Genomic DNA, 13,475 nt, shown 5'->3' on the forward strand with positions numbered 1-13,475 from the left:
GTTTTATTTTTTAATCAAAAACGCTGAAAAATGACCTTCATAAATGGGTCAAAAATCGATTTTCTATCTTTTTTCGATAATGTATATCAAACTAGAAAATTCGTTCGAAAATAACGCCTTTACGTTGGAAATCGTTCCGTAGATCACTGCTTTTAGCCAAAATAGGGGTGATTTTTTGTATTTTTCGCTCAGCATGGAGATGTAGTAGGAGTCAAGAACTAAAGGTTTTATTTTTCTTAATTTCCAGTCGCGGTTTTTTGAAATTAAATTTTCCATTCCATTTTTTGAGAAGTGATAGATGTGCCTCGGCACATCATAAGCAGCCCAGTATTCTTTATAATGTTTTGCATCATATGAAGTAGGGTTGGGAACAGCGATAACAAGAAGTCCTTTTTCTTTTAATTTGGTATGAAAAATATTCAGCATCTCGTTCTGGTTCTCAATATGCTCAAATACATGCCATAGTGTAATAGCATCCAGGCTGTTTTCTTCAATCTTATTAATGTCATCCACAATGGAAGCTTTGGTTATTTTTCCCTGTGCAGCTTTTCTTGCATCCGCATCCGGTTCAAAACCGAAAGTCTCAAAATCATTTTCAATATATTTTACAAATTCTCCGGCTCCGCATCCGTAATCCAGAACATTTGAACCTTTTTTGATTCTGTCTACCAGTATGTTTTTTTTGTACTGAAGATTGAAAGACTGAAGAAACTTGTAGAGTTTTTCTTTTAAGCTTCCGGAATCCTGGTGATGAGAAATGTAATCTTCGCTTTCATAATATCTTGAAATGTCAGATGGAATAGGGGAGGTTTTGAAGACTCCTTTTGTTTCTGTTTCTTTAATTTCAAATATTTCCTGTGAAAGAAAATGATCTTTTATTTTCATTGAAGTAAATATCTTTTATATGATAAAAAAATTAAGATATTCATAAGTCTTTTATGCTTGTAAATACCTTAATTTTTGTTTTTATTTTTTGATGTTTCACGTGAAACATTTTTTTAACGTCCCAGATATACTAATAGAACATTGATATCGGCTGGAGAAACTCCACTTATTCTTCCAGCTTGTGCAATTGTTTTTGGACGTACATTAGACATCTTCTGTTTAGCTTCTGCAGAAAGGCTTGAAAGTTTGCTATAATCAAAGTCTTCAGGAATTTTAATATTTTCCAAACGATTTAATTTAGCAACATTTTCTTTTTCTTTCTCAATATATCCTTTGTATTTGATATTAATCTCTGCCTGCTCTCTGACTTCATCGCTATATTGCTCAGAAACTTCTTTAATGAAATCAATTTCATCCAGTTTTTCTAATGTCATATTAGGTCTGGTAAGGATTTGAGCTGCTCTGTAAGCCTGATCTACTGGACTGCTTTCAATAGATTCCAGAACTGGGTTGATAATACCTGGTTTTAAAGAAGTTTCGCGAAGAAACTCTTCAAGTGATTGGCTTTCAGATACTTTAGTTTCTACACGTCTTAATCTGTCTTCTTTTGCCAATCCAAGATTGAACGCCTTTTCTGTTAAACGGATATCTGCGTTATCCTGTCTGAGTAGAAGTCTGTATTCGGCACGTGAAGTAAACATTCTGTAAGGTTCTTCAGTTCCTTTTGTAATCAAATCGTCAATCAAAACTCCGATATACGCTTCATCCCGGTTCAGGATAAATTCATCTTTTTCGTGAACTTTATTGTGAGCATTAATTCCTGCAATTAAACCTTGACCGGCTGCTTCTTCATATCCGGTTGTTCCGTTGATCTGACCTGCGAAATATAAATTATCGATTATTTTCGTCTCAAGTGTGTGCTTTAATTGGGTAGGAGGGAAGTAATCATATTCAATAGCATAACCAGGGCGGAAAACTTTTACGTTTTCAAATCCCGGAATGTGTTTCATTGCTTTGATCTGTACATCCTCCGGAAGAGAAGAGCTGAATCCATTGACGTAGATTTCAACAGTTTTCCATCCTTCCGGCTCTACGAAAAGCTGGTGTCTGTTTCTCTCTGCAAAACGGTTAATTTTATCTTCTATACTTGGGCAATATCTTGGACCTAAGCTTTGGATTGTACCGTTGAACATTGGACTTCTGTCGAAGCCTTCTCTTAAAATGTCGTGTACTGTTTCGTTAGTATATACAATATGGCAGCTTAATTGTTTTGTCAGTTTCGGTGTATCGAGATAGCTGAACTTTTGAGGATTTTGATCTCCTTTCTGTTCTTCCATTTTTGAATAATCCAGACTTCTTCCGTCCACTCTCGGTGGAGTACCGGTTTTCATTCTTCCTGCTTCGAAACCTAAAGTGACCAATTGTTCTGTAATTCCAAAAGCTCTTGGTTCACCCATTCTTCCTCCGCCTAATTGTTTATCTCCGACGTGAATTAAACCGTTAAGAAAAGTTCCGTTGGTAAGAACTACAGATCTTCCTTTGATTTCAATTCCTAAAGAGGTAACCACTCCGGTTACTTTATTATTTTCAATAATCAGTTGCTTCACCATATCCTGAAAGAAATCAAGATTAGGAGTATTCTCTAATGCCAGTCTCCATTCTTCGGCGAAAAGCATTCTATCATTCTGGGTTCTCGGAGACCACATCGCAGGACCTTTTGAAAGATTCAGCATCTTGAATTGGATAGCAGATTTGTCTGCCACAATTCCGGAATATCCTCCCATCGCATCAATCTCTCTTACGATCTGTCCTTTTGCGATTCCGCCCATTGCCGGGTTGCAGCTCATCTGTCCGATGGTCTGCATATTCATTGTAATAAGTAAAGTTTTAGAACCGAGGTTGGCTGCTGCTGCTGCTGCTTCACAACCTGCGTGTCCGGCACCTACTACTATTACATCATATATTTCTGAAATCATTTTTATCTCGCTTGTTTTAAGCTTTAAACCTTATCTTTATAACCAATGTTTCACGTGAAACATTTTTGGAGAATGCACTCTAGGTAAATGTATATTGTTGCTAGAATAGAGTACTTTAGATATGGGACTTTAAGTGATTGTTCAATTTTAAAACTTTAAATTCCTGTATTTATCCAGGTACAGATCTTCCATTCTCCGCATCTCTTTTTCTTCCTCTTCCGTCTTGTCTTTGTAGCCTGCCAGATGTAAAATTCCGTGGGCTAAAACCCTTCTTAATTCTTCTTCATAATCTCGGGAAAGGGTAGAGGCGTTATCAGAAATGCGCTGCAAAGATACGAAAATCTCAGCGCTTATTGTCTTCCCTTTTACATAATCAAAAGTGATGATGTCTGTATAATAATCATGCTGTAAATAATCCTGATTGATCTTAAGAAGATATTCATCATCACAAAAAATGTAATTGATTTCTCCTAGTTTTTTTCCTTCTGAAAGAATAAGGTCTTCCAGCCATTTTTTGTAATCTGTACTTACTGACTCCGGTAAGTTTTCGTAAAAGAACTGTATCATTTTTTTAAAACCAGTGTCCTAAAATAACACTGAATATACCTTTTTGGTTGTTTTTAAGTGAGTGGCTGAAGTTGACTTTTATCTGCCCGAAAGGAGATTTGTAACCCGCCGTTATTCCCAGTGAGCTATAATTTACTTTAACTGCATCTTCAAACTTGATATCGTTTGATAGGTTAGCAAAGCTGAAATTTCCACTGATAAAATAGTTTTTATTGAATTTAAACTGGATATCATTAGAGGCCAGTATAACATTATTTGTATAAAGCTGGGCGAAATAAAACCCTCCGAAGCTTTTGAAATTAATCAGATTCTGTTCAAAAATTCCACCTAATCTGTATTGATAATAAATGGGAAGATTTTCACCAATGGTAACTCCTCCAAATAAATTCAGACGGTAACTGAACTGTTTGCCAAGCGGAATATTAAGTCTTAGATCAGCTTTAATCTGAATAATTCTTTTGTCTACCTCGGACTTTAAAAGGTCTACTACTTTTCCTTCTGCAGCAAAATAAACCCCTTTTGTTGGAAATTCTTTATCATCCTGAGTGTCTGTTTTGATAAAAATATAAGGGTTTAAAAAACGACTGTAGCGTTGGTTTTCACCATTTGGGTTTTCTGCTTTAAAGTAGTCGTGGCTGATACCGCCTCCGATCGCGAATTTATCTTTCCATACAGACTGTATATAAGCTTCATTTCTGAGCCATTCCCAGCGGTCTATATTGTAATTATCCACATTCTTAATATCAAAGCTCATTCCCGATGAATAGAGCCCAAATCCGGGGATATATCCGTTATCTATAAAATAATTCAGGTAGTACCTCAGGCGGTCTCCTACAACAACGTCCAGGGAAAGATTTGAATTTTTAAATAAAAGTCTTTTTGCAGAGTAATTTAATAAAAGTCCGGTCTTGAAAACTTCATCATAATGCAGACCGAATTTTAAAAAATGGCGGGCATCATCTTCTGTAACATAAAGCTTCAGATAATTGGCATCATTTTCCTGAACAATATCATAGTTAATAAAACGGTAGTTGTTTGTAGCAACAAGCTTATCTATCATTTTATTGATACTTCCATAGGTCTGCAGAGAGGGGAGACGCAGTCCCATTTTACCAAGTGTATAGTTTTTTCCGTAGATTTTACTTCCTTCAATAGAAATGCTGTCTATCTTATATACGTTGGAATAAATTGGGTTTACGCGCTGTCTGAGACGGTCAAAAGGCCGCTTTGGAAGTTGGTCAAGTATCTGGGTATATTTCAGCCCTTCCACATAGCCGCTGTCCAGAATTTTCTTTTTATCATCATAGCTTGTGGCAGACATTCCTTTCAGATTGGGTTTGATATTGATGTCTGTATATTTATACTGTCTTCTGGTATCTTTTTTTATTCCGAAATCGATAACCTGATTGAGAATAGCTATAATATTGTTTAAATCCTCTCTTTTTGAAAGATCCTGATTAAGGTCCACACCAATGACGATATCAATTCCTTTGTCCTTTAAAGGCTTTGAAGGATAGTTTACCGTCATAGCTCCGTCAATATAAATACTGTCGCCAATCTTTACAGGATCCATTAAAGAAGGAAAGGCCGAACTTGCCATGATAGACTGTACAAGATCTCCTTTTTCAAAGATCTGCATATTCCCGCTTTCAAGATTGGTGGCAACACATAAAAAAGGAATGGGCATTTTAGAGAAATCTTCGATATTGGAAACATTTTTAAAAAGTTCTTTAAGAAGGTAAACATTTCTCTGGCCGGTGCTGATGGAAGAAGGAAGAGTGATTTTCCCGTTTTTAAGCGGAATGGATAAAAGATATTTATCTACTGATTTGTTGAAAAAGCTGGCTTCCTGCCGTGATTTCGGGTCCATAATCAAAGAATAGAAATCTGTATCCATGACAATTTTTTCTATTTCTTTTCCGGAGTATCCTGCGGCATACAATCCTCCTACAATGGCCCCCATACTTGTTCCTGCTATATAATCCACTTTCACTCCCAACGAATCCAATACTTTGAGAACTCCGACATGTGAAAAACCTTTGGCTCCGCCACCGGCAAGGGAAAGCCCGATCTTTGGATTCTTAGGAATTACCAGATCTTTTTTTACCTGAGAATGGATCAATAACAGTGGGAATATGAAAAGCAGAATCAGGAGTTTTCTCATAAGTTAGTCTTTTATATAGATCCGTTTCACCCGGGGTGAAATGGAGGTTAATACTTCATAGGTTATCGTTTTGCAGTATCCTGCGAATTCTTTTAAACTTGGGTGTGCATTAAAAACAGTTACCGTATCACCTTCTTTTACATTCGGAATATGATCTACATTTATCATCATCATATCCATACAGATATTTCCAACGATAGGTGCCAGTGTTTTGTTAACACCAACATTTCCTACCTGATTTCCTATCAGCCTTGGAATTCCGTCTGCATATCCTACGGGAATAGTTGCGATTCTGGTAGGATGATCTGTCTTATATCTTCTGCTGTAACCTACAGATTCTCCGTTTTCCACAGTTGATATCTGTGAAATTACGGTTTTAAAGCTTACGACGGACCGCAATTGCTTCTGAATTTCAGGATCTGCTGATTCTCCCAGCATACCAATACCGATTCTCACCATATCATGTTGATGATCTTTATAGCTGGTAATTCCTGCTGAATTCAGGATGTGGCGGATAGAAGTGTAACCCAGTTTTTCAATAAGGTAACTTGAATTTTTCTCAAAAACCTCCAGTTGTTTCAAAGTAAATTCTTTTTCTTCAGGCATATCAGAAGAAGATAAATGGCTGAACATACTTTGGACCTTTACATTTTTGTGGCTTAAAGTTTCGCTTAACTGATCCAGCTCAAAATCTTTAAAACCAAGACGGTGCATTCCTGTTTCCAGTTTAATATGGATAGGATATTTTTTATCATATCCTGATTTCTGAACGGCTTCATAAAATAATTCCAATACCCTGAAGCTGTAAATTTCGGGCTCAAGATTATACTCTATGATAGTCTGATAACTGTGCTGCTCAGGATTCATTACAATAATAGGAGTGGTAATTCCTTTCTTTCTCAGCTCTACACCTTCATCGGCATAAGCAACACCTAGGTAATCTATATGATGATGCTGAAGAAATTCTGATACTTCGAAACTTCCCAATCCGTAGGCATTCGCTTTTACCATTGCCATCATTTTAGTTCCTGGTTTCAGCAATGATTTATGATAATTGATGTTATGAAGTATAGCATTAAGATTTACTTCCAGGACCGTATCATGCTTTCTGAGTTCGAGGATATCTTTAAGTTTTTCGATCTCGAATTTTCTTGCACCTTTCAGCAGAATGATCTGATTTTCTATTTCAGTAAGATGTTTACTTTCAATGAGCTCTTTAGTATCAATAAAAGTATAGGTTTTAGCTTTAAATAATTCACTGAATTTTGAAATTTCATTACCGATCAGGAATACAGAATCAAAATTCTGATCGTTCACCAATTCTGCTACTTCTTCATATAATTCTTTGGCATTGGTGCTTACTCCTACGATGTCTGTCAGAACCAGAGATTTTTTTGCTTTATTATATTCATTCAAAAACTGAAGGGCAGTCTTCAAAGAATCGAGGTCAAGGTTGAAAGAATCATTGATGACAATATTGCCTTTATTTCCTTCAATGGCTTCAAGCCTCATTTCGACGGCCTTTAAAAGGTTGATTTTTTCGACGATCTTTTTATTTTCGATATTCAGTTCCTTGAGAACAGTGATAAGCGCCATAGCATTGGTTAACGTCGCTTCGTCTCTCTGGTGGGCCGGAAAACTGATTTCTTCGCCAAAATATTCAACAATGATATTTTCATCTTTAGAAATATTGCTTTTGATGAAAACCTGATTCTCTTTTTTGAAACCGTAAGCAATTAATTTTTTATCAGAATAGGAATTTTTGATTTTTTGATCAACCAAATCATTGTCGCCATTGTAAATGATCACCTCAGAATTTTTAAAAAGTCTGATTTTTTCATCAATCAATTCTTCCTCGGAAGAAAAGTTGGCAGCATGGGCAGTTCCAATATGGGTAAGCAATCCGATCTGAGGATGGAAAATATTTTCAAGCTTTTCCATTTCGTGCGGTTTTGAGATTCCTACTTCAAAAATACCCAACTGATGAGAATCATTGATCTGAAGTAGAGATAATGGCAACCCGATCTGGGAATTGAAACTCTTTGGACTTTTTACCGTAGGAAATTCATTCCAAAGACATTGATACAACCATTCTTTTAAAATGGTCTTTCCATTACTTCCTGTAATTCCGATAGATTGTAAGTGAGAATTTTCGAAATGATATTTTGCTAATTTCTGAAGAAACGCTACGGAATTTTCAACAATGATCCAGGTTATATTTTCAAACTCAGGATAATGATGCTCAGAAATAATGACCTTAATACCCCTGTCCATTGCAGATTCAATAAATTTTTCCCCGGAATTCTTATGAGTATTAATTGCGATAAAAGCTGTATTCTTGATAGAATAAATAATCCTGCTGTCATACGCTATATTTTTGATCAATAAATTTCCGTCTCCAATGATCTGTGCATTGGTGATCTCTGCAATGTGTTGTACTGTATAGTTCATTGGTACCCTTTCTGCTTTATTTTGAGCGAAATCGCAAAAAGGTAAAATAGTAAAAGGGCTAAGATTTATAACATCATCCGGTTTTTTTCCTTTTTTAATATTTTACAGAGCTTTTTCGCTTTTCATTTTATATTAAGTTAAATATATTTCTTATGGCTTTAGCAACAGCTGATTGATAATGCAGCAGCTTTACCTTTCCAGTTATTTTCTTTTTGAAAGTACTTCGTCAATAAAAACACGGCGGCTTACTGCTTCATAGCTTTCTGTTTCTCCCAATTCTACCAGATTATCTCCCTGGGAAATTCTCATGGAATAGTTGGCGAGATTACCCGTTCTCTTACAAATAGCATGCACTTTTGTAACATATTCGGCAGTAGCCATCAGATTAGGCATAGGCCCGAACGGACGGCCCAGAAAATCCATATCCAGACCTGCAATAACTACTCTGATACCGCTATTCGCCAGCTGATTGGCAATATCAACAATGCTTTCATCGAAAAACTGAGCTTCATCAATTCCTACAACATCACAATTGGATGCCAGCAGAAGAATTTCATTTGGATTCTCTACTGCAGTGCTGCGGATTTTGTTCTGGTTATGGGAAACTACATCCTCTTCAGAATACCGTACATCCAGCTTCGGTTTAAAAATTTCCACATTCTGTCCTGCCATTTCTGCTCTTCGCAATCTGCGGATAAGTTCCTCTGTTTTACCGGAAAACATAGAGCCGCAAATCACTTCCATCCAACCGCTTTGTTTGGAATGATTAATTGTATTTTCTAAAAACATTTGTTAAATTAGCCGTATATTTTTAACATCAAAAGTAAGCAATTTTAATAAGAATCTTATTATGCAGAATATCCAAGATTTAAAGGAAAAGATTTTTTTTGAATCCATGAATATCATTGATAATCTGGACAAAATAAGTCACATAGACGAATTACTTTCTAAGCAAGATCTTGTGGATGAGCTTGCTAACAGGATTTCTTTTTTGAAACTGCTGGAAAAAAATATTGAATACTTCGTAGCAGACAATCCGGTGCAGAATCCGGACAGTCAATACGTCTCTTTTGCTTCAGGGGAAGCAGAACATCATGATACAAATGAAGTGACGGAAGAGGAAGCTATTTTCAATAATGAACTCAACGAAATTGACGAGAATGAAATTTTCCCAGATGCATCTGAAGAAGAAGCCGTTTTCAATAGTCAGCTGAATGAAATTGTTGAAAACGAATTCCATGAAAATATTGTAAGCTTTGTAGAAGAAAGTTACACTGAAAATACTGAGGAACAGACTTCTGATCACGAAATACAAGAAGAAACGGTGTCTGATGATCCGTTGAATGAAATTGATGAAGAAGAAATATCAGCAGAAGAAAGAGCTGTTCTGAACTTTGTAGATGAAGATAAAATTCTCGCACATTCCACACCGGATTCGGATGAAGATCTTAATGAAGACCTGTATTACCATGAAGTAACAGAAGAAGAAGCGATTTTCAATAATCAGCTTAATGAGATTGAAGACGAAGAGGAAATTTCTGAACAGGAATCAAAAAAAGAGATTGATTCTGCAATTGTAAATGATACCAAACCACAAATATCGGAAACAATTCCAAGTATTTTTGACAGTGAAACACTGGAAGACGAAATACTGATCGAAGAAAATGAAGAACAATTTGTAGCTTCAAATGTTTCGATAGAGCAGGGAGAGATGGCTTCAGAAACTTCCAATGTGGAAAATATTCTGAGTGAGATAAAAAATGATCATTCAGCAGAAGAAACAAAAGAAGAAAGCATCCTTGCTGAAGTGTATGACCGGAGAAAAATTGTTGAAATTGACAAACCTGTTCGCGAAGAAACAGATAAAAATCCTTCTGATGAAAGCTTCGAAAATTTAGAAGAATACCATCGGGAGAAAAAAATAAAATTAGCCAATATCAAAGGAATGAAGGCTGTTCAGTCGCTTTTTGATGACGACCACCTGGAAAGAGACCTTCCTAAAGAAGAAAAACCGGCTCCGGCTGTGAAAGAAGACACGGGAAGTATTCTGAAATCCAATATTCCAACCAACTTCATGGAAGCAGACAAACTGAAACCTGAATTTAAGCTGGATCTTAATGACAGGCTTGCCTTCACGAAGATGCTTTTTGAAGGAAGCCAGGCAGATCTGAATGATACGGTATACCAGCTGAATCAGTTCAGAACACTGGATGAAGCCAAAGAATATCTGAGCGATCTGTACTATGAAAGAAAATGGAATAAAGTGGATGAATATGCTCAGAGGCTTTGGATATTGGTGGAAAATAAATTCTTATAATTTTGAGCGGAATCCTATATTTTGTTCCCACACCCGTCGGGAACCTTGAAGATATGACCTTCAGGGCAGTAAATGTCCTGAAAGAAGTTGATTATATTTTATGTGAAGATACCAGAACTTCCGGTGTTCTTTTAAAACATTTTGAGATCTCCAAGCCTTTAAAATCTTATCATTTGCATAATGAGCACCAGGCAACGGAAAAAGTGATTGCTGACCTTAAAAACGGCCAGAATATCGCTATTGTTACCGATGCGGGAACTCCCGGTATTTCGGATCCCGGATATCTGCTGGCAAAAGCGGGTGCAGACAACAATATTGAAATGATCTGCCTTCCCGGAGCAACAGCTTTGATTCCTGCTCTTGTCGTTTCAGGACTTCCTAATAATGAATTTCTATTCGCAGGTTTTCTGCCTCAGAAAAAAGGAAGACAAACCAAACTGAAGCAGCTTGCTGAGGAAAAAAAGACCATTGTTCTTTACGAAAGTCCCCATAAGATCAACACTACTCTGGAGCAGATTAAGGAGTTCTTTGGAGAAGAAACCAAAGTAAGCTTAAGCCGTGAGATTTCCAAGAAATTTGAAGAAACCAAACGTGGGACAATCAATGAATTAATTGAGTTTTCCAAGAGTAAAACTTTAAAAGGAGAGATTGTTCTTATTGTCAATAATTCTATTTAATTTTCCTTGAAAAAATTAGTTTTTGTATTATGTTCTGTAGTCTGTACAGCACAGACTAATCAATATATGAAAGTCATCCTGTCGAAAAAAACAGGAAAAGAGGTAAGTTCTTATTCTGAAGGATACGGAACAGCCTACGATCCCAGATCTAAAAAACAGAGCATTATTGATTCTTTGGGCAATATTACATTTGAATCTCCTTTCAGGGGAAATGTTTTTCACATTTTCAAAAACCGTTTTATCCTGAATTCTGAAGAAGGAAACAGCCGAAAATCAGCAGTTATTGATGAAAAAGGAAATGAGATTATTCCATTAGACAATCAGGAATTTAATACGCCGTGGTGGAGCAGGGAGCGGATTATTTCATCAAAACAGAATGCAGAAGCTGTTTTTGATTTTAACGGAAAACAAATTATTCCTTATTCGGAAAAGATCCGTTTTTCAGGCAAGAACAGGTTTTTTGTTTTAAAAGATAATAAGTGGTTCCTGTATGATCTCAACGGAAAGCAGCTAAGTACCAGGGAATTTAAAGAAGATTACAATTTTGAAGAGGATAAAGCACTCATCATTAATGAAGATGGTGAAAGCGAAATCATTGGAAGCAATGGGCAGACCTTACATATATTTTCTCAACAGGTGATCAGCATCAGCGCTTATCCCTATCTGATTACAAAGAATAAAAACACAGGTAAATATGGTTTGATTGATACAGACGGAAATACCATTGCTGAAGAAATTTTTAATGATATCACTCCTGAATATTTCGGACGAAGGGAATATATATACTTCAGTAAAAATGGTAAAACAACTGTTTTCAGTAAGAAAGACAGGAAGCTGTATCCTCTGCCTTATCAATATCTGAATCCTTTACCGGATCATTATTTCAGTGCTTACAATGAAAAGACAAAGAAATATGGTGTTATAGACCTCGGGGGAAGGGTTATTTTCCCTCAGGAATATGATTTCATCAGAAGTTTTACCATTTCCGGGAAAGACTTTATTTACCTTAAAAAAGGAAGTGAAGAGAAATTTCTTGATAAAGATCTTAAGAATATTGTGGGAGATGAAGTTCATATTTTTGGTTTCTATCCTGATAACCTTATTATTGGAAAAGAAGGGAAGTATTACAGATTTTCAGTGACGGATCAGTCATTGATCGCACTAAAAAATGTAACTGAAATAAAGAATGAGGATGTTGAATATTTTAATCCTCTTAACCAGTATTCCAAACCTTTGGTTTGCAGGAATAATGATAATCTTTATGGTATTCTGGATGGGAAAGGAACAGAAATTGTACCCTTTGTTTACGAAGATATTATAACGTTCGGGAATGCTGAAAATGAGATTGTAGTGAAAAAAGAAGGAAAATTCGGAGTTTCCAATTTCCAGAATGAGCCTCTGAAAGAAATTGTGTATGATAAATATTTCTGGCAGAAAGAGGTGTTGAAGCTGGACCAAAACAAAAAAACTGATTTTATCTATTTCACCAGGTTTAAAAACAATTCCACTCAACTTTAGTAAAATATCAAAATAATCATCAAAAAAAGATGAGTATTTTGACAATTTGAATGGGTTGAATAACATTTTATAATATCTTTGCAAACCGTTTAATTCCGGAAAGGAATTGTAGAGACTACAAGAGTCAGCTGTCACAAGCTGAATGAGTTATAAAAGAAAATAATTGTCAATAGATATGAAAATATTAGAAGGAAAAGTAGCACTAATTACCGGAGCTACAAGAGGAATCGGTAAAGGGATTGCTGAAATGTTTGCTCAGCAGGGAGCAAAAGTAGCATTTACCTACGCCGGCTCTGTAGACAAAGCAAAAGAATTAGAAGCAGCTTTAAGTTCTGTAACCCAAATTAAAGGATATCAGTCTGACGCATCAGATTATGATGCAGCTCAGAAATTGGTGGAGGAAGTAATGGCAGAGTTCGGGCAGATTGATATTTTGGTAAACAATGCAGGGATTACAAAAGATAACCTGTTATTGAGAATGTCCAAAGAAGATTGGGATAAAGTTATCAAAGTAAATTTAGATTCAGTTTTCAACCTTACAAAAGCGGTTATCAAGCCGATGATGAAAGCAAGATCAGGATCTATCATCAATATGACTTCTGTAGTAGGAGTGAAAGGGAATGCCGGACAAGCCAATTATGCAGCTTCTAAAGCAGGGGTTATCGGGTTTACAAAATCTGTGGCGCTGGAATTAGGATCAAGAAATATCAGATGTAATGCTATTGCTCCTGGATTTATTGAAACGGAAATGACGGCTGTTCTGGATGAAAAAACAGTTCAGGGGTGGAGAGAAGAAATTCCGATGAAGAGAGGAGGACAGCCTGCAGATATCGCCAATGCATGTGTATTCTTAGGCAGCGAAATGTCAGCATACATTACCGGACAGACCTTAAACGTTGACGGTGGAATGTTAACTTAGG

Annotated in this window: 10 protein-coding genes; 4 read left to right on the forward strand and 6 right to left on the reverse strand. The window is 36.2% G+C overall.

What is annotated here, in order from left to right:
- Positions 1-63: 63 nt before the first annotated feature.
- The 6 genes from EL165_RS15960 to EL165_RS15985 form a co-directional block, all read right to left on the reverse strand.
- Positions 64-885: a class I SAM-dependent methyltransferase gene (locus EL165_RS15960; RefSeq protein WP_002982044.1), complete on the reverse strand. Its 822-nt coding sequence runs from the start codon at positions 883-885 to the stop codon at positions 64-66.
- Between the two features lie 113 nt (positions 886-998).
- A complete protein-coding gene (gene mnmG, locus EL165_RS15965; RefSeq protein ID WP_002982046.1) occupies positions 999-2,861 on the reverse strand; it encodes a tRNA uridine-5-carboxymethylaminomethyl(34) synthesis enzyme MnmG in 1,863 nt (620 codons plus the stop codon).
- Between the two features lie 147 nt (positions 2,862-3,008).
- Complete coding sequence (ybeY, locus tag EL165_RS15970; RefSeq protein ID WP_002982047.1) at positions 3,009-3,428, reverse strand: rRNA maturation RNase YbeY; 420 nt, start codon at positions 3,426-3,428, stop codon at positions 3,009-3,011.
- A gap of 4 nt (positions 3,429-3,432) precedes the next feature.
- Positions 3,433-5,592 carry a patatin-like phospholipase family protein gene (locus EL165_RS15975; RefSeq protein WP_002982048.1) on the reverse strand — a complete coding sequence of 720 codons (2,160 nt, stop codon included), beginning with the start codon at positions 5,590-5,592 and terminating at the stop codon, positions 3,433-3,435.
- 3 nt (positions 5,593-5,595) lie between these two features.
- Positions 5,596-8,043, reverse strand: a complete 2,448-nt coding sequence (locus EL165_RS15980; protein ID WP_002982049.1) for a bifunctional UDP-N-acetylmuramoyl-tripeptide:D-alanyl-D-alanine ligase/alanine racemase — start codon at positions 8,041-8,043, stop codon at positions 5,596-5,598.
- A gap of 201 nt (positions 8,044-8,244) precedes the next feature.
- Positions 8,245-8,832, reverse strand: coding sequence for a thymidine kinase (locus EL165_RS15985; protein WP_002982051.1), 588 nt, complete (start codon positions 8,830-8,832; stop codon positions 8,245-8,247).
- Between the two features lie 61 nt (positions 8,833-8,893).
- Here EL165_RS15985 and EL165_RS15990 point away from each other — a divergent pair, with 61 nt between their 5' ends.
- From EL165_RS15990 to fabG, 4 genes are all read left to right on the forward strand, one after another.
- Positions 8,894-10,360, forward strand: a complete 1,467-nt coding sequence (locus EL165_RS15990; RefSeq protein WP_002982052.1) for a ring-infected erythrocyte surface antigen domain-containing protein — start codon at positions 8,894-8,896, stop codon at positions 10,358-10,360.
- Between the two features lie 2 nt (positions 10,361-10,362).
- Complete coding sequence (rsmI, locus tag EL165_RS15995; RefSeq protein WP_002982053.1) at positions 10,363-11,037, forward strand: 16S rRNA (cytidine(1402)-2'-O)-methyltransferase; 675 nt, start codon at positions 10,363-10,365, stop codon at positions 11,035-11,037.
- 6 nt (positions 11,038-11,043) lie between these two features.
- The gene (locus EL165_RS16000; RefSeq protein WP_126358661.1) at positions 11,044-12,555 is read left to right on the forward strand and encodes a WG repeat-containing protein; all 1,512 of its coding nucleotides are present in this window, start codon (positions 11,044-11,046) and stop codon (positions 12,553-12,555) included.
- A gap of 175 nt (positions 12,556-12,730) precedes the next feature.
- A complete protein-coding gene (gene fabG / locus EL165_RS16005; RefSeq protein WP_041461954.1) occupies positions 12,731-13,474 on the forward strand; it encodes a 3-oxoacyl-[acyl-carrier-protein] reductase in 744 nt (247 codons plus the stop codon).
- Position 13,475: the final 1 nt, after the last annotated feature.

Origin of the sequence: Chryseobacterium gleum (genome assembly GCF_900636535.1) — a bacterium.
In the GTDB taxonomy this organism is placed as follows: Bacteria; Bacteroidota; Bacteroidia; order Flavobacteriales; family Weeksellaceae; genus Chryseobacterium; species Chryseobacterium gleum.

What these genes read in the sequence shown, in the direction of transcription:
- EL165_RS15960 (WP_002982044.1), bottom strand. Translation starts at nt 885, where the DNA reads ATGAAAATAAAAGATCATTTTCTTTCACAGGAAATATTTGAAATTAAA.
- mnmG (WP_002982046.1), bottom strand. Translation starts at nt 2,861, where the DNA reads ATGATTTCAGAAATATATGATGTAATAGTAGTAGGTGCCGGACACGCA.
- ybeY (WP_002982047.1), bottom strand. Translation starts at nt 3,428, where the DNA reads ATGATACAGTTCTTTTACGAAAACTTACCGGAGTCAGTAAGTACAGAT.
- EL165_RS15975 (WP_002982048.1), bottom strand. Translation starts at nt 5,592, where the DNA reads ATGAGAAAACTCCTGATTCTGCTTTTCATATTCCCACTGTTATTGATC.
- EL165_RS15980 (WP_002982049.1), bottom strand. Translation starts at nt 8,043, where the DNA reads ATGAACTATACAGTACAACACATTGCAGAGATCACCAATGCACAGATC.
- EL165_RS15985 (WP_002982051.1), bottom strand. Translation starts at nt 8,832, where the DNA reads ATGTTTTTAGAAAATACAATTAATCATTCCAAACAAAGCGGTTGGATG.
- EL165_RS15990 (WP_002982052.1), top strand. Translation starts at nt 8,894, where the DNA reads ATGCAGAATATCCAAGATTTAAAGGAAAAGATTTTTTTTGAATCCATG.
- fabG (WP_041461954.1), top strand. Translation starts at nt 12,731, where the DNA reads ATGAAAATATTAGAAGGAAAAGTAGCACTAATTACCGGAGCTACAAGA.